Here is a 21,066-nt window from a genome sequence, read left to right as displayed (position 1 = left end):
CCCCTCCTCAGGGCGGCCCGACGGCGTTCACGGGGCGGGCGGCTACTCCTTGCCGAGGACGGTGACGTCCAGCTCCTCGGCCGCGTAGGACGCCCGGATGACCTTCTTGTCGAACTTGCCGACCGAGGTCTTCGGCACCGCCTCGACGATCGACCAGCGCTCGGGCAGCTGCCAGGAGGCGATCCGCTCCGCCAGGAACGCCCGCAGCTCGGGCAGTCCGGCGACCGCACCCGGGCGCAGCACGACGGTGGCGAGCGGGCGCTCGCCCCACTTCTCGTCCGGGACGGCGACGACGGCGGCCTCCGCGACCTCCGGGTGCGCCATCAGCGCGTTCTCCAGCTCGACCGAGGAGATCCACTCGCCGCCGGACTTGATCACGTCCTTGGCCCGGTCGGTCAGCGTCAGGTAGCCGTCGGCGGTGATGGTGCCGACGTCACCGGTCCGCAGCCAGCCGTCCTCGCTGAACTTGTCGTCCGGGCGCTCCGGGTCGTTGCCCGCGCCCCCGTAGTACGCCCCGGCGATCCACGGTCCGCGCACCTCCAGCTCGCCGGCCGCCACGCCGTCGTGCGGCATGAACTCGCCGGCCGGCCCGGTCAGGCGGGCCTCGACGGAGGCCGGGAACAGGCCCTGGGTGAGGCGGTACGGCCACTCCTGCTCGGGTGTCAGCCCGCCCGGCGGGAGGGCGAAGGAGCCCAGCGGCGAGGTCTCGGTCATGCCCCAGGCGTGCACCACGGGGATGCCGTGCCGGTCCTGGAAGGCCTTCATCAGCGCGGGCGGGCAGGCGGAGCCGCCGATCACGACCATCCGCAGGGTGGAGGTGTCGTAGTCGCCTGCGTCCAGCTCGTCGAGCAGGCCGCTCCAGATCGTCGGCACGGCGGCGCTCACCGTCGGCCTGACCAGGTCGATCATCGCGGCGAGCGGCTTCGGCTGGAGGAAGCGGTCCGGCATCAGCAGGTTCGCGCCCGACATGAACGCGGCGTGCGGGATCCCCCAGGCGTTCACGTGGAACATCGGGACGACCGGCAGCGCGGTGTCCCGCGAGGTCAGCCCGAAGCTGTCGGCCGCGATCACCTGGAGGCAGTGCAGGTACACCGAGCGGTGGCTGTAGAGCACGCCCTTCGGATCGCCGGTGGTGCCGGAGGTGTAGCAGAGGGACGCCGCCTGGCGCTCGTCGATGTCGGTGGGCCACGGGTACGCGTCCGGGCGACCGGCGATCAGGTCCTCGTAGTCGTGCACCGTCCCGGCGAAGCCGTCCAGCACGGACCGGTCGCCCTCGCCGCTCACCACCAGGTGCTTGAGCGTCGGGTTCAGCTGCGGCAGCACCGCGGCCAGCAGCGGCAGCAGGCTGCCGTCCAGGATGACCACCCGGTCGGCGGCGTGGTTGACGATGAACGACAGCTGGTGCGCCGGCAGCCGCAGGTTGAGGGTGTGCAGCACCGCGCCCATCGACGGGATGGCCAGGTAGGCCTCCAGATGCTGGGCGTTGTTCCACATCAGGGTCGCCACCCGGTCGTCACCCGTCACCCCGAGCTCGTCCCGCAGCGCGTGCGCGAGCCGCGCCGCCCGGGCCCCGACCTCGGCGTACGTACGGGTCACCGGGCCGGTCCCGTCCCAGGTGGTGACGGTGGAGCGGCCGTGGACGGTGGCTCCGTGGGTGAGGATCCGGGCGACGGTGAGCGGTACGTCCTGCATGGTGCTGAACACGCGGGTCCTCCTTGACCTGGCGGCTCCTGGCCGGGCTACCCGACGGTAACGAGGGGCGCCCGAGGCCGATTGTGCCGCTCGCGCGACCCGATGTCAGCACCCGACAGCCGTTGCGCCGGTCACGGCTGGGCCACGACGGCCGGCTCCGTCCGGGCCCGGAGCAGGCCACCTTCCCCCGATTGGCCGTGGAAGCCGGCGCCGGGCGGGCCGCAGACTCACCGGTGTGGGCCGCTCGTGGGAGTCGACGGCCACGCCGACGCGAGGGAGGGACGGATGACCCCGATCATCACCGACCGGTTCGAGCGGGACCTGCAACGGCGCCGCGAGGACCGCGTCGCCGCCCCGCTGTTCACCGGCGGACGGACCGTCCTGGCCCGGGCCGTCCGCCGCCTGCTCCGGTGGGCGGTGCGCGACCGGGCTCCCGCTCAGGCCGCCGGCGTGCGGTCCGGGCGGCAGAGGCGGACGCTGACCTCGGGGCGCGGCGGGTAGGAGGGGTCGAGCTGCCAGCCGGTCTCGGCCGCGACCCGCAGCACGTGGTGGGCGCCGGCGCCCCGGTAGGTCGCCAGGTCGACCCGGACCCGGCGCAGGAACCCGCCGTCCGGGCCGCGGTGGTACTCGCCGGGCAGCTTCGCCAGCTCCTTGGTGGCGTCCCGCTCCAGGATCCGCCGCAGATGGCGGTCCCAGGCGGCGGCACTGCCGGTGACCTCGGGCCAGATCGCGCGCGGGCCGACCATCCAGCGGGCGCCCCAGTTGCTCCAGTACTCCGGGTCGCTGCGGTGCACCCAGATCGTCGCGAGCCCGTAGACGGGCGCGTAGACCAGCTGCAGCACCAGGAGGAACGGCAGCGCCGGGACGAACCGGGACGGGCGCGGGCCCCACGGCGTGCCCGGGGCGGCCGGCCGGTCCTGCGGGACCGGGCCCTGGACGGGCGGCGGGGCGATCCGGCGGCTGACGGTGACGTGCTCCTCGTCCGTCCCGCCCGCGAACCCGGCCCAGCCGTAGCGCTCCGCGAGCCGGACCACCCCGGCGGCGCCGAGGCCCCGGTAGAACCGCAGCGCGAGCCGTACCCGCGCCGTCCGGACGCCGTCCGGGCCCAGCTCGGCGGGCTCCCAGCCGTCCTCGGCCTCGGCACGGCGGATCCGGCGGTCCAGGATCGGCGCGAGGTACGCCTCCCAGTGCTCGGGGCGGCCGGTCAGTTCGGCCCGCAGGCGGCGCGGCGGCAGGAAGGAGCGGTTGACCTTCAGCCAGCCGTCCGAGTCCGGCCCGGCGGGGCCGCCGCCGCCCGCGAACAGCAGCAGCGCGAAGAGCGCGGCGAGCGCGAGGATCCAGAGCGGCGCGTAGAACCACTGGAGCAGGAACTGGAGCAGCACCCCGGCCCGGCTGCGGCGGGGCGCCGGCCCGGGAAAGCCCGCTGCGCCGGCCGGCGGGGCCGGGTGCGGGTGCGGGTGCGGCGCCGGGTACTGGGGGGCGGAGTACTGCGGGGCCGGGTGCTGGGGGGCCGGCTGTGCGTAGGGGTTCTGCTGTGGTGGGACGGGCTGCGCGTACGGGTTCTGCTGCGCGTACGGATTCTGCTGCCCGTACCCCTGCCCGTACGCCTGCTGCCGGCCCTGACCGTCGTGACCGCTCTGGCCGCCTTGTCCGTACCCGTCCGACATTCCCGCCCCCTGATGCGTTGGTCTGACAGCGTATCCGGGCGGCCTGACGGGGCGGATGGTGGCCTCAGGCCGCGACCAGGCTGTCGAGCCGGTCGCGGTCGACGGTGAGGGTGACGCCGCCGTACGTCTCCTCGACGTTGCCCCGGTACTGGTGGATGCGCTGGTGGTCGGCCCAGCGGCCGGCGCCGAGGGCGGCGTCGGTCGAGGCGCGGTCGTCCCACTGGGCGTACCAGACGGCGTCGGGGAGCGGGGAGCTGCCCGCGCGGGCAGCGGCCGCCAGGTCGGCGATGCCGGAGTCGAGGCTGGAGTAGAAGCCCGAGCGGTAGCCGGCGGCGTGCAGGGCCTGGGTCCAGCCGAGGGTGAAGTCGACGACGGCCTGACCGCAGGCCGGGTCCTGCACGGGGTACGACTCGATGTCCAGGTAGACCGGGCTGCCCTTGCCCAGGCCGACCGCCTGCAGACCGCGCACGGCGACCGCCGCCTCGTCACGCCCCTGCTGGACGGCGTCGGCCGGGTCGATGAGCCGTGGCTTCTGCTTCTGCGTGCTGCAGGGCGCCTGCCGGCCGACGTGGGTGGGCACGAAGCGCCAGCCCATCGCGCGGGCCCGGCGGATCCAGTCGGCGGTCAGCCGGGGCTGGCTGCAACCGCGCTGGCTGCCGCTGGTGTAGATGCCGATCGCCCGGTACGGGGAGGCGAGCCAGGCCTTCATGGTGTCGAGCGAGGACACGGTGCAGACGTCGAACCCGGCTCCGTCGAACACCTCGCGGGGCCGGCCCGCCGGCGGCCCGGCCGGGTCGTCCAGGACCGCACGGTGGATCCGGGGCGCGAGCGGGGCGGGTGACTTCGCCGCCGGTCCCGCCGCCGCCACGGTCGCGGCGGAGAGCGCCTCCGCGTACGTCCCCGCCCCGCCGTCGGTGGCGAGGAGCAGGACGAGGGAGGCGGCTGCCAGGGACGTCGGACGGAGATAGCGCACAGACCATTGGTACTGACGGGTCATCGGATCATCCGCGCGACAGTGCCGCAGTGGCGCTCCTACGCCACCCTTTCAGCCGTACCGTCCCCTTCCGTCCGCATTTTGGTAACGAGCTTGCCGCACCGAGACTCCTTACGGCACACTCGCTGCCATGCCCGCTCCCCACCCCCGCGAGACCGCCGCCCCGGCGCGATCCGGCGCCACCGTCGCCGACGCCGAGGCCCTTGCCATGCCGCCCGCCCCCAAGGGCGAGCCCGCCGGCGAGCGCGGTGGCTGGCGACGAAGCGGCGCGGGGCGCAGCAGCACCGCCACCGTGGACGGACTCCAGGGGGCGCCACCCGGCCCCCCGGCCGGCCGGACACCCGGCCGGCGGACCTCGAAGCTGCTGCGGCGCCCGGCGAGAATCCCGGCGCCGCTTCTCTGTGTACTGGCCATGTTCACCGTCCAGACCGGCATCGCCCTGTCCAAGCCCCTGTTCGGACCACTCGGCGTGGGCGGCACGGTCTTCCTGCGGATCGGCTTCGCCGCCGCCGTCCTGCTGGCGGTCACCCGGCCCCGGCTGCGCGGCCGCAGCCCGCGCGACCTCCGCGCTGCCGGACTGCTCGGCCTGGCCTCGGCCGGGATGACGCTGCTGTTCGCCGGGGCGATCGACCGGCTGCCGATGGGCACCGCCGCCACCATCGAGTTCCTCGGCCCGCTGGCCGTCGCCCTGGTCTTCGCCCGCCGGGCCGCCCACCTGCTGTGGGCCGCGCTCGCCGGCGGCGGAGTCGTCCTGCTCACCCTGTTCGCCGGGGCGGGCGGCGGACACGGCAGCGGCGGCGGCTCGTCGCTGGACCCGGTCGGCCTGGCCTACGCCTTCGGTGCGGCGGCCTGCTACGGGATCTACATCCTCTTCACCGACAAGGTCGGCGCGGCCTTCCAGGGCTTCCAGGGCCTGGCCGTGTCGATGACCGTCGGCGCGGTGGTGCTGGCCCCGTTCGGGATCGGCCAGGCCTGGCACGGCCTGACCGCCCCCGGCGCCTCCCCCGCCCTGCTGCTGCTCGCGGTGGCCGGAGTGTCGCTGCTGCTGCCGGTGATCCCGTACGCGCTGGAGATGACCGCCCTGCGACGGATGCCGCAGCGGGTCTTCAGCGTGCTGGTGAGCCTGGAGCCGGCGGTCAGCGCGCTGGTCGGGCTCGTCCTCCTGCACCAGTTGCTGGGGTGGCCGCAGCTGGCCGGTATCGGCTGCGTGGTCGCGGCGAGCGTGGGCGCCACGCTGAGCGGGCGGCGCTGAGGCGGCGGTGCTGGGGCGGCGGTGCTGGGGCGCTGGCGCTGAGCGGGCGGCGCGGCCGGGTCAGGGCCAGAGCAGTGTGGCGGCCCAGCCGGTGTCGCCCGCGTCGGCGGTGCCGCCGGTGACGCTGCTGTCGTCAGTGCCGTCGGTGCCGCCGGTGCGCGGACGGCTGTAGCGCAGCCGGACGTGACGGCGGGTCTGGTCGCCCTGCCAGAACTCCACCTCCAGCGCCCGCAGGGTGTACACGGTGTGGGTCGGAGCGACGGTGTCCGGCGCCTCCTCCAGCAGCCGGCCGACCGCCGCCGCCGCGGCGTCGTAGTCCGTCAGGGCGGCCAGCGGCTCGCTCTGCCGGCCGACCAGGGTCGCCGCCCGTGCCCCGGGCGAACGAGTCGCGAACTCGGCCGCCGAGGCCTCCGGCGACGCCGGCTCGATCGATCCCCGGACCCGGACCTGCCGGCCCTGCAACGGCCAGTACAGCGTGAGCGCGGCCACCGGGTGCGCGGCGAGCTGGCGGCCCTTCGGGCTGTCGGCGTCGATCGCGAAGACCCAGCCGCCGCCGTCGGCGTCCACGTCCCGGAGCACCAGCATCCGGGCGTCCGGCACGCCGTCCGCACCGATCGTGGAGAGCGTCGCCACCTGCGGGTCGAGCACCCCGGCGGTGAGAGCGGCGGCGAGCCAGTCGGCGAACAGCGGCCCGGGGGCGGCGGGCGCCCGGCCGGGGTCGAAGTCGGGCAGCGCACGGGCCATCGGCGGGCGGCCGAGCAGCAGGCCGGCCACCGCACTCGGTGCACCCGCCGGGTGCTTCACCGGGTCGCTCACGATGTCTCCTTCTCGGTCCTCGGCCACCTGCCCTGCTGCGAGCGCAACGCTACCGGGCGACGGCTCCGGCAGGCGGCGCCGGACGTGCCTGCGGACGGCGCCGTATGTACCTGCGGACGGCGCCGGACGTGCCGGTGGACGGCGCCGGACGTGCCGGTGGGCGGCGCCGGTGATCGGCGCCGCCCACGAGGCCGGTTGGCGGTGACCCTTTCCGCTGCCCGGTGGAACACACCCGCGCGGTGCTGCCGCGCGGGTTCTACGGTCTTCGGGCTCGTACCGCGGGTGCTCAGCTCACCCGTGGCCGCTGCTCGTCCGACCTGCCCGGGTGACCGCTCACGTCCGGCGCCCCCGCCGTCCGTGCGCCGTCACCGGCTCAAGGCGCCTCTCAGCGGAAGACCGGGGCGAAGACCACGTGGAAGTTGGTGTTGGACTGGTCCGCGAAAACGAGGCCCGAGTTGTCCTTCACCCCCAGCGTGTTGTTCTGGTTCGAGGCACCGGAGCCGGTCGCCGTCTGCTGCGTCGCGTTGTAGTTGCCGTCCACCGAGCCGAAGATGTTGCCGCTGCCGATGTTCGACACCACGCTGCTGTTGGAACCGTCCCCGGCCAGTGCGCCGTTGTCGGCGGCTGCCGCACCGGCCCCGGCAAGCAGCAGGCCCGCCGCCAGCGGTAGCGCGGTGAGCAGACCGAGTGCGCGGCCGGTACGAGCCGTACGAACGGTGCTGCGGGCAGTGCTGCGGGCAGGGGTGCCGACGATGCCGAAGCGTGCCATGAGAGCCTCCATAAAGCTGTAAGTCATGTAATGTGTGCCGAAGTTCGCGGCCAGACGAACCTCTGCGGGCTGCGACGCCGGAGACCAGACTTCCGCAACAAATCGACAAAGCACCACCCCTCCGCCTTCAATTCGCCCATTAGCGTGACATCCATCCCGCGGCGATTATCCGAAGGCCGTCGGTTCGTGGACCGACACACTGGTGCTGAACAGGTATTTCCCCCGAACGGTGGCCATTTTCGGAAGGCCTGCCCGGGGCGCGGAGGGCGCACAAATGCGAAGGCCCGCGCCACCCCGGCGCGGGCCTTCCTCCGACGCGCCCCCGTTGAGGTGCGGTCAGCCGTCCAAGTCGATAAATCAAGCCGATCTACGATGAGGGAACCGTCATTCCTCACCATGAGAGGAAAATCAGAGAATCTGCGGCGCCCGCTAGACAGCCTTGCCGGGGTTGAGGATTCCCAGCGGGTCGAAGACCGCCTTCAACTGCCGCTGGAGCGCGACCGCGACCGGGCCGAGCTCCCGCTCCAGCCAGTCCCGCTTGAGCAGCCCGACCCCGTGCTCGCCGGTGATCGTCCCGCCCAGCTCCAGCCCCAGCCCCATGATCTCGTCGAACGACTGCTTCGCCCGGACGGCCTGCTCCGGATCGTTCGCATCGAAGATGACGATCGGGTGGGTGTTGCCGTCGCCGGCATGGCAGACCATCCCGATGCCCACCTCGCACCGCTCGGCGATCGCGGTCACCCCGCGCAGCATCTCGGCCATCCGCGAACGCGGCACCGCGACGTCGTCGATCATCGTGGTACCGAGCCGTTCCAGGGCAGGCAGCGCCAGCCGCCTTGCCTCCAAGAGGAGTTCGGACTCCGCCCGGTCCTCCGCCGGCACCACCTCGGTCGCCCCCGCCGCCAGGCACAGCTCGCCCACCGCCGCCAACTCGGCCACCGCGTCCGGGCCGTCGAAGGCGACCAGCAACAGCGCCTGGGTGGACTCCGGCAACCCCATCTGCGCGAGGTCGTTGACCGCCCGCACGGTGACGGCGTCCATCAGCTCCATCAGCGAGGGCGTGAAGCCCTTCGCCATCACCTCGCAGACCGCCGCACATGCCGCGTCGGTGCTCGGGAACTCCGCCGCCAGCGCCAACTGCGGTGCGGGCGCGGGGCGCAAGGCCACCACCGCACGCACCACCACGCCCAGCGTCCCCTCCGAACCGACCAGCAGCCTGGTCAGGTCGTAGCCCGCGACGCCCTTGGCGGTACGGCGGCCGGTGCTCAGCAGCCGGCCGTCCGCCAGCACCACCTCCAGGCCGAGCACGTACTCGCTGGTCACCCCGTACTTCACGCAGCAGAGCCCGCCGGCCCCGGTGGCGATGTTGCCGCCGATCGTGCAGGACTCCCAGCTGGACGGGTCCGGCGGGTAGGAGAGGCCCAATCCAGCAGCCGCCCTGGAGAGTTCGGCGTTCACCACGCCCGGCTCGACGACCGCGATCCGGTTCACCGGATCGATCTCCAGGATCCGGTTCATCTTGACCATCGACAGCACGATGCAGCCGTCCACCGCGTTGGCACCGCCGGACAACCCCGTCCGGGCGCCCTGCGGCACCACCGGCACCCGCAGCTCGGTCGCGGTCCGCATGACGTGCTGCACCTGCTCCACCGTCTCCGGGAACACCACCACGGCCGGGGCCCCGGCCTCGCAGAACCCGGCCATGTCACGGCTGTAGGCAGCGGTGACATCCGGGTCCACCGCCAGGGCGCCGGCCGGGAGCCCCTCCTGCAGCCGGTCCGTCAGGTCGCTCAAAGCAGTCTCCGATCGCTCGCCGCACAGGCGGTGGCGGGCATCCCGCCTGCTGCGCACTCTGTCGCGCCGGGACCGCCCCGGGCAAGCACCGTCTCAGGAGCGGCCGGACGCCGGAGTTTCTGATCGTCGGTCAACTGGCTTCAGCAACAGCACGGGAGGACGGGCAGGCCGGACAGTGCGAGCAGGTCGGCACAGCGGGCCCGGTCCGAGCCCGAGCCCGAGCCGGAGCGGTGGTCGTCGCCGGAGGGACCGGCCGGGCGGGGCGGTCAGGTGCGGGTGACCGGCTCCTGGATCTCCGTCACCCACTTGCCGACGTCCTCCGGGCACTCCAGGTACAGCTCACGCGAGTAGCCGGTGGACCGGTAGCCGTTGGTGTCGATCCAGCGGGCCAGCTGCTGGACGGTCGGCATCACCTCGTCCATCGACCCCCGGTGCACGACCGTCGCGGCGCTCTCGATCGCGGGCAGGTCGACGATCGCGAAGTCGTACCGTTCGTCCGCGCCCCCGACGCCCTCGACGCCCGTGACGCCCGTGACGCCCGTGACCGTCATCGCCGCGTGGACGACGACCTCCTCGCCCTCGCCCGGCGCGTCCTCGTAGTAGGCGATGCCCGGGCCGAAGGACAGGCCGGCCCCCGTCAGCCGACGGCACAGCTCGTCGTACAGCGGCCCGATCACCGGGCTGATGTCCTCGGGCTCGTAGCTGGCCGCCAGGCCCGTCAGCTCGGCCACCCGTACGGCCGGAATGCTCTTCATCACCACGTCGTCGGCAGGCATCGTTCCCTCACTCTCGATCGTCCGGAGTCTCGCCTCGACGTGGGCCAGCCGTCTGGCGTCCGCCGCCAGGGCGGCCGCCAGCTCCGCCCGGCGCAGCCGGAGCATCCCGCGCAGCTCCTCCGCGCCCACCTGCTCGTCCAGGACGCTCTGCACCTGGTGCAGGGTGAAGCCGAGGTCCTTGAGCGCGATGACGCGGTTGAGGCGGGACAACTGCCCCGCCTCGTACGAGCGGTAGCCGGTGACCGGGTCGACCCGGGCCGGGCGCAGCAGCCCGATGGCGTCGTAGTGACGCAGCATGCGGACCGACACTCGGCCGTGCTTGGCAAATTCTCCGATGTTGAACATGACGCCTCCCAGCACACAGCCTCACACGGTGTCATGGTCAAGCGCCGGAGCCGGGCGGCCGGGTGCCGGCCCGCGTACCGCGTCAGTCCGTGACGGTGAAGCCGTGCCGGTTGCCGAGTTCGGTCAGGCTGCGCTGGCCCGGGATGCCGTCGGCGTCGGCGCCCTCGTAGCCCAGCCGCCGCTGGAATCCGGCGTACGCCGCCAGCGTCGTCGTGCCCAGCGAGCCGTCCACCCGGACGGGGTCGAGCAGGCCCTCGTCGGCGAGTGCCTGCTCGACGATCCGCACCTCGTCGCCGTAGGTGAGGTGGCCCTGCTCCGCGCCCGGGTCGGTGCGCGCCGCGGCCCGCACGTGGGCCAGCGAGACGGTGCGCGGAGCGGGGAGGTGGCCGAGCAGGCGGCGCAGCGACTCCTCCCCCGGGACGCCGTCCGCCGCAGCCCCGCTGTACCCGAGGGAGCGCTGGTAGTCCGCGTAGTTGAGGGTGTCCGGGTCGCGCCAGTCCTCGTCCGGGCCGCTCGTGTAGTGCGAGCCGTGGCCGGACGCGACCAGGGCCTCGCCGACCTCGCGGACGTGCGGCCCGTGGGCGCCGTAGCCGTACTGCAGCCCGCCGATCGACACCTGGTAGCGCGCCGGATCGGCCTGCGGGGTGGGCACCGGACGGGGCGAGGGCACCTTGCCGCCGGCGGCGGCGCTGACGATGCCGGGGAACACCACCTCCTGGAACTGCCGGACCCGGGCGTCGCCCGGACAGGCCGTGCCGCCGTCCGACCACTGCGGGAACAGCCGGTGGTAGCCGTACCCCGGGTCGTCCCAGGTGCGGCAGATCCGCAGCGGGAGGCCGTGCTGGCGGTGCAGCCAGACGCCGAGCCGGACGAGCGTCGCGATCTGCGCGTCCGTCCAGGGGTCGGTGTGCTGGAGGTTGGACGCCGACTCGCAGGACACCGCGCCGGTGCCGTCCGGCCGGAGGTTGGCGTGCATGTTGGCGTCGGCACGGGTCTGCGTCCCGATGTACTGGCCGAGGCTGCCGTCGTAGCCGAGGCCGAAGTGCGACTCCAGGTTGGTGGAGTCGCGCCAGTACTCGTAGATCCGCCGCGGCGACCAGGGCGCGGCGATGCTGTGGAGGATGAGCTGGGTCGGGACGATGGCCGGCTGGCCGTCCGATTCGGGTTGCAGTTCCATGCGCTCAGCGCCGGGGTACCAGGCCATGAGGTGCCTCCTGGACATGCCGAAGATCCCCGGGCGGTCGACGCCCGGGAGGATCGCGGGACAGTTCGCCCGCGATCAACCAGCTAACGGCAGAAGCGGAATGACGCCGACCGGAAAGCCGCCAAACCGCTCGATCGTGTGATCCGCGATGCAGGATGTTGACCAACCGTCCTGGTCACACCGTGTCGGCGGCCGCCGCGCGGCGCCGCGGCCGTAGGGTCGGCCGCATGCCCAAGCTCGTCCTCATCGACCTCGACCACACCCTGATCGAGCGCCGGATCCCCGTCGCGGCGTCGACCGCCGAGTTCTGCGCCGCCCGAGGCCTCGGCGAGGACGCCGCCCGCCGGGTCGCCGACGCCCTGAAGCTGCGCACCTGCCCGCAGACCTTCACCGCCCTGCGCGAGAGCACCGGCCTGCCCGGGAGCACCGACGAACTGTGGGCCGACTACGTCGCCACGCTGGGCGCCGCCGCCGTGCACCGGCCGGAGACGCTCACCGGCCTCGACCGGCTCCGGGCGGCCGGCTGGACGGTCGGGATCCTCAGCAACGGCGTCACCGACGTCCAGCGCGCCAAGATCGACAGGGTCGGCCTCCAGCACCACGTCGACGCCGTCTGCATCTCCGAGGAGGCCGGCGCCCGCAAACCCGACCCCGAGATCTTCCGCATCGCGGCCGCCCGCTGCGGCCTGCCGCTCACCCCCGACACCTGGATGGTCGGCAACAACCCCGCCACCGACATCACCGGCGCCGCCGCAGCCGGCATCCGCTCGCTCTGGATCTCCGCCGGCCGCCCCTGGACGGCCCCGCACCCGGCCCCCGACCACCGCACGGACGACGTCGCCGCCGCCGCCGAACACCTGCTGGCACTGGGCTGAGCAGCGGACTGAGCACCGGACGGGCGCCGCCCCGGACGACCCTGCGGCAACCGTCCCGTGAACATCGGCTGAACCACCCGCCCGGTCACCACCCGGCTTCCTAGGCTGCCGCCGTCCAGCCGACGAAGACCGAGAGACGTGACCGATGATCTACATAGCCGCCCTGCTGCTCGCCCTCGGCATCACCCTGATCGTGCTCAGACGCCGCAACGGCGCCTCCCGCCTCGTCGGAGTCTCCGGCTTCGCGGTCGGCGCCCTCGGGGTCGTCCTCGCCCTCACCACCTTCACGTACGTGGTCGAGCCGTACGAGGTGGGCGTCCCCGCCACCCTCGGCAAGGTGGGCGGCACCTGGCAGCCCGGCCTGCACCTGAAGTCGCCGGTGACCGACGTGACCACCTACTCGACCCGCCCGGCCGACCTCAACCTCACCGGCGACGAGACCGTCGAGGTCCGCTCCTCCGAAGGCGGCGTGCTCTTCGCGGACCTGACCGTGAAGTGGTCGATCGACCCCGAGCACGCCCTCGCGCTCTACAAGCTGGCCGGCAGCGCCGACGCCGTCCAGCAGCGCCTGGTCAACCCCGACAGCCGCGAGATCGTCCGCAACGTCTTCGCCCGCCACACCGGCGTCGAGGGCTACACCTCCCAGCGCGAGGCGATCAGCGCCGAGATCGACAAGCTGATCACCGAACGCCTGGCCCCCCGTGGCATCCGCATCAACGGCGTCAACCTGCGCAACGTCAAGCCGAGCGACAGCCTCCAGAAGGCGATCGACGCCAAGATCGCGCAGGACCAGGCCACCGCCCAGGCCGCCGCAGCCGTCCTCACCGCCAAGGCCGAGGCCGACAAGCGCAAGATCGACTCCGAGAGCACCGCGGCCGCCAACACCGCGATCGCCAACTCCCTCACCGACAAGATCCTGATGAGCCAGTGCATCGACGCCTTCAAGGCCGCCGCCGAGAAGAACCCCGTCTACGCCAGCCCCTGCGGCAGCACCGGCACCCCGGTCATCGTGGACGGCACCAAGCGGTAACCCCCCGTCCGCCGGCACCCCGGCCCCGTGCGGGCGGCCGGGCCCGGCGCCCTGACGCCCCGCCACAACGCCGGGGCACGGCAACGGCCCCTGACCGTTGCTGCTGGTCAGGGGCCGTCTCTCCCGCGGAGAGCGTGGGATTCGAACCCACGGTGAGGGGTCACCTCACGACAGTTTTCAAGACTGTTCCCTTAGGCCGCTCGGGCAGCTCTCCAGGCGGGGGCCAGCCTAACGGGTCCGGCGGGGTTCGGTGCACAGGGTTTCCGGAGCGGGGCGTGCGGGGTGGGGCGTCCGGGGTCAGGTCAGCTGTCGCCCTTGCGCTCGCCGAGGGTGACCTTGGTGGTGGCGGTCTTGCCGTCGCGGGTGTACTCGACGTCGACGGTGTCGCCGGGCTTGTGGGTCCAGATCTTGCTGACCAGGGCCGGGCCGTTCTCGATCGGGCTGCCGCCGAGCTTGGTGATGACGTCGCCGGGCTTCAGGCCGGCCTTGTCGGCGGGGCCGTTCGGGGTGACGGCGGGCTGGCCCTGGACGGCGTTGGACTGGATCTGGGCGCCGTCGCCCTTGTAGTCGTCGTTGCGCAGCACGCCGAGGATGGCGTAGACGGGGGTCTTGGTCTCGATCAGGGTGCTGGCGACCCACTTGGCCTGGTTGATCGGGATGGCGAAGCCGAGGCCGATGCTGCCGGCCCGGCCGGATCCCGAAGTGTTGGACTGGATCGCCGAGTTGATGCCGATGACGGCGCCGGTGGCGTCCAGCAGCGGGCCGCCGGAGTTGCCCGGGTTGATGGAGGCGTCGGTCTGCAGGGCGTTCATGTAGGAGGCCTGCGCGCCGGTCTCGTCGCCGGAGGCCACCGGGCGGTCCTTGGCGCTGACGATGCCGGTGGTGACGGTGGACTCAAGGCCGTACGGGGCGCCGATGGCGATGGTGGCGTCGCCGACGTTGACCTTGTCGGAGTCGCCGAGCGGGAGCGGGTTGAGCTTCTCCGTGGGCGGGTTGTCGAGCTTGACCACGGCGACGTCGTAGCCCTCGGCGCGGCCGAGCACGGAGGCGCTGTAGGCGGAGCCGTCGGCGAACTTGACGGTCAGCTTGCCGCCGTTCGCGGCCGGGGCGACCACGTGGTTGTTGGTGAGGATGTGGCCCTCGGTGTCGAAGACGAAGCCGGTGCCGGTGCCGGACTCGGTGCTGCCCTCCGCCTTGATGGTGACGGTGCTGGGCAGTGCCTTCTGGGCGATCCCGGCGACCGAGCCGGGGGCGGCCTCGGTCTTCTGGGTGTTGCCCGCCTGGACGGTGGTGCTGCGGTTGTCGTTGGCGGAGGCGACCGTGTCGTCGCGGTCGGTGACGGCCGCGCCGACGGCGCCGCCGGCCACACCGGCGACCAGGGCGACCGCGGCGATCAGGGCGATCAGGCCGCCGCGCTTCTTGCGCGGGCCGCCGGGGGCCGCGCCGGGGTAGGCGCCCGGGTAGCCGGGGCCGCCGGGGACACCCGCGCCGCCGAAGGTGCCGCCGGGGCCCTGCTCGTGGGCGCCCCAGCCGCCGAGCGGCTGGCCGGCGCCGAAGGGGTGGTGCGCGTGCTCGGCAGGGACCGGGGCCGGGGCCTGGGCGGCGGCCGGGGCCGGGGCGGCGTACGGGTCGTGGGCGGCGGCGGGCGCCGGCGTCGCGTACGGGTTGGCCGGCGGCGGCGCGTCCAGGTAGGACGGGGCGGCGGGAGCGGCGGGGGCCGGGGCCTGCGGCAGGACGGGCGGCGGCGCGTCCAGGTAGGACGGGGTGGCGGGCGCAGCAGGGGCGACAGGGGCGGCGGGCTCGGGCTCCGGGGCGGTCACCTTGCCGAAGGCCAGTGTCCGCGGCGAATCCTCGGCCGGTGCGCCGGCGCCTGCGGGGGCGGGGAACTCGGGCGGTGCGGCCGGGCCGTCAGGCGCCGGACCCACCGGTCCGTGACCGCCGGGGACCTGCTCCCCCTGCGGCCCGGTGGACCCACTCTCGCGCTCGGTGCTCACTGACGACCTCCATAGCTGACAGGACCAAGAACCATAGTTTTTCCTACTGGGGATTCGATTGCCGTAAGGGGCTCTCTGAAGAACTCATAAGAATCCTTAGGCAGAACGAACAAGCGCGCCCGAACCGTCCCACGCGCTCCCCCGCGCGCTCGCCGCGATCCCGCGATGTGGACGGCCGGCCGCCCCGGCCTTGGCGTTCGCCCCTGCCCCCGCTAGCCTGTCGCTTCGAACTGACACACGCGGGAGCTTGGACCTCTTCCAGGCTGAGAGTGCGCTGGTCGACCGTACGCCACGGTAGTCGTGGTCCCCGGCCGAGGGAGCGCTGACCGCCGGAACCTGTCCGGGTAATGCCGGCGTAGGGAGTATCGGCCATGGCGCCTGCTTCGTCATCCTCTTCTTCGGACGCCTCGGCGTCCACGGAATTCCCCCACCCTTCCGAGGGTCTTCACACGGACGTCGCCGTGCTGGACCGCCCGGCACCCGAGGGGCGCGCCGAGGCCCCGCTCGTGCTCGACACCGAGCCGCCGCGCACGCTGTCCTTCAAGGACCAGTTCGCGCTCTGGCTGAACCTGGGCGTCAGCCTGATCGGTTTCAGCAGCGCGGCGACGGTGCTGGGCGCGCAGGGCGAGGAGCTGTCCTTCACGGCGGCCGTGGTCGCGATCCTCGCGGGCACGGTGATCGGTACGGCGGCGCTCGGCGTGGCCGCGCTGATCGGCGCACGGACGGGGGCGCCCGCGATGGCGAACCTGCGCGGGCTGTTCGGCACGAAGCTGAGCTACGTCCCGACCGTGCTGAACATCGCGCAGTGCGTCGGCTGGGGCGTCTTCGAGCTGATCGTGATCGCGGGCGGCGCCCAGACGGTGGCGGGCACCGACGGGTACCGCTGGCTGTTCGTCGTCCTGGCGGGCGCGCTGACCACCGTGCTGACCATCTGGCCGCTCGGCTCCATCGCCGTGCTGCGCAAGTACGTGGCCGCGGCGGTGGGCGTCGCGATGGTGTACTTCACCGTCCAGCTGGCCCGTCAGGGCTTCCCGGACCCGGGAGCGGGCAACTGGCACGGGTTCCTCGGGGCGACCGACGCGATCATCGCGGTGTCGATCTCGTTCGTGCCGCTGGCCGCGGACTACACCCGGCACTCGCGGACGCCCTCGGCCTCGTTCTGGGGCACCTTCTCGGGCTACACCGTGGCCCAGGTCTGGTGCTACGTGCTGGGTCTGATCGCGCTGCTGCAGTCCGGCGGAGACACCGAGAAGATCTTCTCCTCGTTCACCGGCGTGTGGGCCGGCTGGGCGTTCCTGCTGGTGCTGGTGCTGCGCGAGACCGACCAGTCCTTCGCGAACGTGTACTCGACCGCGATGTCGGTCCAGAACCTGTTCCCGCGGATCGACCGCCGGGTGCTGACCGGCGGGATCGGGGTGCTGATCACCGTCCTGGCGTTGCAGATCAAGGTGTTCACCGACTCGTACTACGCCTTCCTCGGGCTGATCGGCTCGGTCTTCGTGCCGCTGTTCGCGGTGCTCGCCGTCGACTACTTCCTGGGCGCCGGCCGGCGCGGCTGGGACCTCTCCGAGCAGGCGCCGTCGCGCTGGCTGATGCTGCTGCCGTGGGTGCTGGGCTTCGCCACGTACCAGTTCCTCGCGCCGACCGCCGTGGCGGGCTGGTGGACGGACTTCTGGACGAGCGCGCAGGAGGCGCTGCACTTCACGCCGCAGTCCTGGACCTCCGCCTCGCTGTTCGGCTTCCTGGTGCCCGCCCTGATCACCTGGGCCCTCACCCCGCTGACCGGGGCCGGGAGCCGCTCGCAGGCCTGAGCCCGGCCAGCGGCGCTTCCCGGCCGCAGGGCGCCGGGTTTACGGCAGTACGGTGACGGCGGCCCCACAGGTTGGGGCCGCCGTCGCCTCCGTGTCACCTGCGGCGCCTATCGTGGCCCTGTGACCAGCCCCGACCTCTCCCCCGCCGCAGCCGGCACCGCGCACGCCGTCCAGGTGGTCGCCCACCGCGGCTCCTCCGACGCCCTGCCGGAGCACACCCTCGCCGCGTACCGCCGGGCCCTCGCCGAAGGCGCGGACGGCGTCGAGTGCGATGTCCGGCTGACGGCGGACCGGCAGCTGGTCTGCGTGCACGACCGGACGGTCAAGCGGGTCTCGGACGGGCACGGCTCGGTGTCCGCGCTGACGCTGGCGCAGTTGGAGGCGTACGACTTCGGCTCCTGGAAGACCGGCGGCAGCGGCGAGGGCGGCGAGCGGCACGGTGTGCTGCGGCTGGAGAGCCTGCTGGAGCTGGTCGCCGACTGCGGCCGCCGGGTCGACCTGGCGATCGAGACCAAGCACCCCGTCCGCTACCGGGGCCTGGTGGAGGCCGAGCTGCTGGGCACGCTGGCCCGCTTCGGCATCGCCGGGCCGGCCGGGCCCGGCGCCGACCCGTCGGGGAAGCGGCCGCAGGCGCGGATCATGAGCTTCTCCTCGCTGGCGCTGGACCGGGTCCGGCGGGCCGCGCCCGACTACGCGCGGGTCTTCCTCTTCGACCGGATGCTGCCGCTGCGCGTGCGGCCGGGCACCTCGCTGCCCGGCGGCGCGGGCATCGCCGGCCCCGGCATCGACCTGGTGCGGGCCCGGCCCGAGCTGGTCCCGGCCCTGCGCCGGGCCGGCCACCAGGTGCACGTGTGGACGGTGGACGAACCGGCCGACGTCGAACTCTGCCTGGAGCTCGGGGTTTCCGCGATCATCACCAACCGCCCCGCCCAGGTGCTCGCCCGGCTCGGCCGGTAGCCCGGCCCGTCACGCCTGCGGTATTGATCCGCCGGGCGGATTGCTTTCGGTGGCCGGAATGCACCGAGGGTGAGGGGGAATGACCTTTCGCACCTCGCCTGTCACAAGTCTTGAAATGTCCGCGCGGGATCGCCCCGCACCCGTTTCCGACCCATTCCGAAGGGGCATCCATCCCTCGGCATAGGCTAAGGAGGTCCGGGGGTGGCGTTGATGGTGGCGCGCGAAGTGCCGACTTCATCGACCATGGCGGTGCCGCACGGCCCGGCCAGCGTCGGGGTCGCGCGACGTCGGCTGCGTCGGGATCTGGGCGACCGGCAGATACCGGACACGGTGGTCGACGACGCGGTTCTGATTCTCTCCGAACTGCTCAGCAACGCGTGCCGGTACGCGAGACCGCTCGGGCGGCTGCTCGATCTGGGCGAGCAGACCGACGCCGAGGTGGTGGACGCCGTGCTGGTGGGCCTGCCGTCCGGAGGCCCCTCGGGCACGGCCGGGAACGGCTGTCCGCCGGCCGGCCGCGCCGCGGACGGGGACGAACCCGGCGGCGTACTGGTGCGCTGGCACCTGCAGGCGGACGGCATGCTGACCCTGGAGGTCACCGACGGCGGCGCGCCGACCCGGCCGATGCCGTCCAGCCCCTCACTGACCTCGCGGGGCGGGCGCGGACTGAGCATCGTCGGCCAACTGGCGGGCGACTGGGGCGTACGGGACGCCCCCGGCGAGGTCACGGTCTGGGCGGCACTGCCCGCGCGGGCCCGGCACGCCCGGCGGGGCGGGAGCGACGCGCGAAGCGCGTGAGGAAACCTCAGTAGGCTGCCGGGGCAAGAAGTCACCGTTCCCGGGAGAGCCGCACCATGGGCAAGAAGGCCGCCGCCAAGAAGGCGCCGCAGCGCAGCCAGTCCGCCACCGCAGGATCCGCCGCGTCCGCCACGGGTACCGTCCCGGTGGTCGGCGCCCGCGAGGACTGCCCCTGCGGATCGGGCCGCCGGTACAAGGCGTGTCACGGCCGGGAGGCCTCGCACGCCGTCCAGGAGCTGGTGCACCGCCCGTTCGAGGGTCTGGCGGGAGAGGCCGACTGGGTGGCCCTGCGCGAGCTGGTGCCGGCCGCGACGGTGCCGCTGAAGCTCGCGGCCGGGGTCGCCGACAGCGCGACGGGGGACGTCCCGTCGGTGACGCTGGCGACCGTACTGCCGCTGGCCTGGCCCGCGCTGCGCCGCCAGGACGGCTCGATCCTGCTGGGCCTGCAGACCCAGTCCGCCTCCGGCGACCTCAGCCGCGACCTCGCGGACGCGCTGGAGCTGGCCCTCGCCGCCGAGCCCGGCGCCCCGGTGCCGTCCCGCCGGACGGTGCCCGGCGGGCGCCGCCTGCAGGACCTGCTGGACCCGGCCGCCGAGTTCGTCCCGGCCGTGCACACCGGCTTCGAGTTCTGGCTGGAGGACGCGGAGTCCGCCACCGGCGAGGTCGCCGCCTCCCTGGAGCGGGCCAACGCCTCGGCGATCCCGACCGAGAAGCTGGCGAGCGTGGACGCCGCGTACTGGTGCGCCACCCCGGACAAGAACCACCTGCGCTGGGTGATGACCATCCCCGAGGAGCAGCTGCTGGACGCACTGGCCCGGCTGACCGCCGCCGACCTCTCCTCGATCGGTGCGGACACCCGCCTGGTCGGCTCGTTCCGGGCGCACGGGCTGACCGTGCCGGTGTGGGACCTGCCGCTGGCGATGACCGCCGCCGACTGCGAGAAGCCGGCGGCCGAGTTCGCCGAGCGGCTGGCCGGGGCGCTCAAGGACGACGCGCCGCTGACCGGCGAGGAGCGGCGGGCCCGCGCCAACCTGGTGAACCGTCAGGTCACGCTGAACTGATCCGGCGTGATACGCGTCACATTCCGGCCGCCGCCCGCAATTTCCGGGCGGCGGCCGGGTTTTGGAAATTGGCGCGGCCGCCGATCCTTGTTACTGTTTCAATGAGTCCGGTCGCTGGTGCATCCCCCGTCGCCAGCGGCCGGATTTCTCATTGCCCCGGACGAGGCCGCTCACGGCCTGCCGGACGACCGGTACCTCGCACACCTCGGGTACCTCTGACACCCCGGGTATCTGCAGTACCCCGGGTATCCCTAGTACCTCGGACGGCCGCTGTCCTGCTTCGCGGTCGCGGTGACCAGCTCCTCCAGCAGCGGGCCGACCTCCGGCAGCCACACCCCGCCGTCCTCCGCCCGCCCGGGCGGCGACACCCAGCGCACCGGCTCCCGGCCCGACCCCGGCGGCAGCGCCAGGTACCCGCCGGGCCCGTGGTAGCGCATCGAGCCCGGCACCCAGGGCTGCTGCGCGAGCAGCTCGGCGAGCGTCTCCATCGAGTACGGGGCGACCAGCAGCGCGTACCGGCCGGGCATGGCCAGCACCGGGCCGAGCGGCATCCGCAGGGCACCGAAGTAGGCCAGTGCGCGGGCCGCGGGCTCGGCCGGCAGGCTGACCGCCGAGACCGCGCGGCCGGTGGCGACCAGGACGGGCGCGTCCGGGCACCGCCGCTCCCACCACCACTGCACCATCCGGGCGTCCGTGGTGGCCGCCAGCAGCGGTGGGTCGTGCGGATGCGCGCCGGGAACCGGGCAGTCGGAACTCTCGCAGGCGCAGTGGCCGCCGGGTGCCTGTGCACCGGGCACCACCGGCCAGCGGTACTCGACGGCGGCTGCCAGAGCTGCGGCCAGCCTGGCGGAGCGGGCCTCTCGCCGGTCTCTCCTGGTCTCACGCATGGGCGCTCGTTCCTTTCCGTGACCGCTGGGGCTTGCCGGCCCCACCGGAGCCGTTCGGCCACGAGGGCCGGCCATCACCGCAGTCGCGCCGGACGGCACGCGACGTGGAACACGACATGGAACAGGACTTGAAAAGGGCCCCTGGAAGGTCGGCCCCTGGAACGAGAATCCCTCATGCGACCAGATGGACGCTGCTCAGACGCTGCTGGTTCCACCGTACGAGTGAGTGGCCCGCAACCGGACCGGCCCGCGGGCAGCGGAAGCATACGATCCGGACGGCCGTCGTTCCGGGCTTCGGTGCGGCTTCGGCTCGGCTTCGGTGGGGCCGTCCCGTGACCGGCGAG

The 21,066-nt window shown here is 73.4% G+C and carries 18 protein-coding genes, 1 tRNA gene and 1 riboswitch; of the genes, 8 read left to right on the top strand and 11 right to left on the bottom strand.

Translation table 11 applies throughout. The features are described from left to right. Positions 1-42: 42 nt before the first annotated feature. Positions 43-1,704 carry a long-chain fatty acid--CoA ligase gene (locus tag ACFUK0_RS05210; protein WP_380246683.1) on the bottom strand — a complete coding sequence of 554 codons (1,662 nt, stop codon included), beginning with the start codon at positions 1,702-1,704 and terminating at the stop codon, positions 43-45. A 273-nt stretch (positions 1,705-1,977) separates the two neighbouring features. Here ACFUK0_RS05210 and ACFUK0_RS05205 point away from each other — a divergent pair, with 273 nt between their 5' ends. Continuing rightward, a complete protein-coding gene (locus tag ACFUK0_RS05205) occupies positions 1,978-2,193 on the top strand; it encodes a hypothetical protein (protein WP_380246682.1) in 216 nt (71 codons plus the stop codon). Here the strand turns inward: ACFUK0_RS05205 and ACFUK0_RS05200 are convergent. After that, positions 2,130-3,359, bottom strand: coding sequence for a hypothetical protein (locus ACFUK0_RS05200; protein ID WP_380246681.1), 1,230 nt, complete (start codon positions 3,357-3,359; stop codon positions 2,130-2,132). The genes ACFUK0_RS05205 and ACFUK0_RS05200 overlap by 64 nt on opposite strands. Positions 3,360-3,423: 64 nt before the next feature. Further along, positions 3,424-4,332: a DUF1906 domain-containing protein gene (locus ACFUK0_RS05195; RefSeq protein ID WP_380246680.1), complete on the bottom strand. Its 909-nt coding sequence runs from the start codon at positions 4,330-4,332 to the stop codon at positions 3,424-3,426. A 151-nt stretch (positions 4,333-4,483) separates the two neighbouring features. Here ACFUK0_RS05195 and ACFUK0_RS05190 point away from each other — a divergent pair, with 151 nt between their 5' ends. Then, the gene (locus ACFUK0_RS05190; protein WP_380246679.1) at positions 4,484-5,605 is read left to right on the top strand and encodes a DMT family transporter; all 1,122 of its coding nucleotides are present in this window, start codon (positions 4,484-4,486) and stop codon (positions 5,603-5,605) included. 60 nt (positions 5,606-5,665) lie between these two features. Here ACFUK0_RS05190 and ACFUK0_RS05185 read toward each other — a convergent pair whose 3' ends face one another. The 5 genes from ACFUK0_RS05185 to ACFUK0_RS05165 form a co-directional block, all read right to left on the bottom strand. Beyond that, positions 5,666-6,421 (bottom strand): pyridoxal 5'-phosphate synthase, encoded by a 756-nt coding sequence (locus ACFUK0_RS05185; RefSeq protein WP_380246678.1) that lies wholly within the window; start codon positions 6,419-6,421, stop codon positions 5,666-5,668. A gap of 385 nt (positions 6,422-6,806) precedes the next feature. Next, on the bottom strand, positions 6,807-7,190 hold the full coding sequence (locus tag ACFUK0_RS05180; protein ID WP_380246677.1) for a hypothetical protein: 384 nt from the start codon (positions 7,188-7,190) through the stop codon (positions 6,807-6,809). Positions 7,191-7,619: 429 nt separating this feature from the next. Further along, positions 7,620-8,984, bottom strand: a complete 1,365-nt coding sequence (locus tag ACFUK0_RS05175; RefSeq protein WP_380246676.1) for an FAD-binding oxidoreductase — start codon at positions 8,982-8,984, stop codon at positions 7,620-7,622. Positions 8,985-9,250: 266 nt separating this feature from the next. Beyond that, positions 9,251-10,105, bottom strand: a complete 855-nt coding sequence (locus ACFUK0_RS05170; RefSeq protein ID WP_380246675.1) for a MerR family transcriptional regulator — start codon at positions 10,103-10,105, stop codon at positions 9,251-9,253. 82 nt (positions 10,106-10,187) lie between these two features. Beyond that, positions 10,188-11,309: a peptidoglycan-binding protein gene (locus ACFUK0_RS05165; RefSeq protein WP_380246674.1), complete on the bottom strand. Its 1,122-nt coding sequence runs from the start codon at positions 11,307-11,309 to the stop codon at positions 10,188-10,190. Between the two features lie 227 nt (positions 11,310-11,536). Between ACFUK0_RS05165 and ACFUK0_RS05160 the strand changes: the two genes are divergently transcribed. Continuing rightward, positions 11,537-12,184, top strand: a complete 648-nt coding sequence (locus ACFUK0_RS05160; RefSeq protein WP_380246673.1) for an HAD family hydrolase — start codon at positions 11,537-11,539, stop codon at positions 12,182-12,184. 145 nt (positions 12,185-12,329) lie between these two features. Then, positions 12,330-13,214, top strand: coding sequence for a prohibitin family protein (locus ACFUK0_RS05155; RefSeq protein ID WP_380246672.1), 885 nt, complete (start codon positions 12,330-12,332; stop codon positions 13,212-13,214). A 126-nt stretch (positions 13,215-13,340) separates the two neighbouring features. Here ACFUK0_RS05155 and ACFUK0_RS05150 read toward each other — a convergent pair. Together ACFUK0_RS05150 and ACFUK0_RS05145 are read right to left on the bottom strand one after the other, a co-directional pair. Next, positions 13,341-13,428: transfer RNA gene (locus tag ACFUK0_RS05150), tRNA-Ser, on the bottom strand. An 88-nt stretch (positions 13,429-13,516) separates the two neighbouring features. Further along, a complete protein-coding gene (locus tag ACFUK0_RS05145) occupies positions 13,517-15,208 on the bottom strand; it encodes a S1C family serine protease (RefSeq protein WP_380246671.1) in 1,692 nt (563 codons plus the stop codon). Between the two features lie 229 nt (positions 15,209-15,437). Next, positions 15,438-15,587: riboswitch (TPP riboswitch) on the top strand. An 82-nt stretch (positions 15,588-15,669) separates the two neighbouring features. On the opposite strand from ACFUK0_RS05145, the gene ACFUK0_RS05140 reads away from it, so the two are divergent. The 4 genes from ACFUK0_RS05140 (at position 15,670) to ACFUK0_RS05125 (ending at position 19,835) form a co-directional block, all read left to right on the top strand. Next, a complete protein-coding gene (locus tag ACFUK0_RS05140) occupies positions 15,670-17,019 on the top strand; it encodes a purine-cytosine permease family protein (protein ID WP_380246670.1) in 1,350 nt (449 codons plus the stop codon). A gap of 120 nt (positions 17,020-17,139) precedes the next feature. Beyond that, the gene (locus tag ACFUK0_RS05135; RefSeq protein ID WP_380246669.1) at positions 17,140-17,976 is read left to right on the top strand and encodes a glycerophosphodiester phosphodiesterase family protein; all 837 of its coding nucleotides are present in this window, start codon (positions 17,140-17,142) and stop codon (positions 17,974-17,976) included. Positions 17,977-18,177: 201 nt separating this feature from the next. Beyond that, positions 18,178-18,774, top strand: coding sequence for an ATP-binding protein (locus ACFUK0_RS05130; RefSeq protein ID WP_380246668.1), 597 nt, complete (start codon positions 18,178-18,180; stop codon positions 18,772-18,774). Positions 18,775-18,830: 56 nt separating this feature from the next. Next, positions 18,831-19,835: a DUF5926 family protein gene (locus ACFUK0_RS05125; RefSeq protein ID WP_380246667.1), complete on the top strand. Its 1,005-nt coding sequence runs from the start codon at positions 18,831-18,833 to the stop codon at positions 19,833-19,835. Positions 19,836-20,086: 251 nt separating this feature from the next. On the opposite strand, the gene ACFUK0_RS05120 is transcribed toward ACFUK0_RS05125, so the two are convergent. After that, a complete protein-coding gene (locus tag ACFUK0_RS05120) occupies positions 20,087-20,722 on the bottom strand; it encodes a bifunctional DNA primase/polymerase (RefSeq protein WP_380246666.1) in 636 nt (211 codons plus the stop codon). Positions 20,723-21,066: the final 344 nt, after the last annotated feature.

The organism is Kitasatospora sp. NPDC057223 (assembly GCF_042669755.1).
Classification (GTDB): Bacteria; Actinomycetota; Actinomycetes; order Streptomycetales; family Streptomycetaceae; genus Kitasatospora.
Note: the sequence above shows the minus strand (reverse complement) of the source record. Positions and strands in the feature narration are given on the sequence as shown.

Bases quoted from the DNA above. Each gene is read 5' to 3' on its own strand.
- ACFUK0_RS05165 (WP_380246674.1), bottom strand. From the start codon at position 11,309: ATGGCCTGGTACCCCGGCGCTGAGCGCATGGAACTGCAACCCGAATCG.
- ACFUK0_RS05125 (WP_380246667.1), top strand. From the start codon at position 18,831: ATGGGCAAGAAGGCCGCCGCCAAGAAGGCGCCGCAGCGCAGCCAGTCC.
- ACFUK0_RS05120 (WP_380246666.1), bottom strand. From the start codon at position 20,722: ATGCGTGAGACCAGGAGAGACCGGCGAGAGGCCCGCTCCGCCAGGCTG.
- ACFUK0_RS05205 (WP_380246682.1), top strand. From the start codon at position 1,978: ATGACCCCGATCATCACCGACCGGTTCGAGCGGGACCTGCAACGGCGC.
- ACFUK0_RS05200 (WP_380246681.1), bottom strand. From the start codon at position 3,359: ATGTCGGACGGGTACGGACAAGGCGGCCAGAGCGGTCACGACGGTCAG.
- ACFUK0_RS05180 (WP_380246677.1), bottom strand. From the start codon at position 7,190: ATGGCACGCTTCGGCATCGTCGGCACCCCTGCCCGCAGCACTGCCCGC.
- ACFUK0_RS05190 (WP_380246679.1), top strand. From the start codon at position 4,484: ATGCCCGCTCCCCACCCCCGCGAGACCGCCGCCCCGGCGCGATCCGGC.
- ACFUK0_RS05160 (WP_380246673.1), top strand. From the start codon at position 11,537: ATGCCCAAGCTCGTCCTCATCGACCTCGACCACACCCTGATCGAGCGC.
- ACFUK0_RS05155 (WP_380246672.1), top strand. From the start codon at position 12,330: ATGATCTACATAGCCGCCCTGCTGCTCGCCCTCGGCATCACCCTGATC.
- ACFUK0_RS05170 (WP_380246675.1), bottom strand. From the start codon at position 10,105: ATGTTCAACATCGGAGAATTTGCCAAGCACGGCCGAGTGTCGGTCCGC.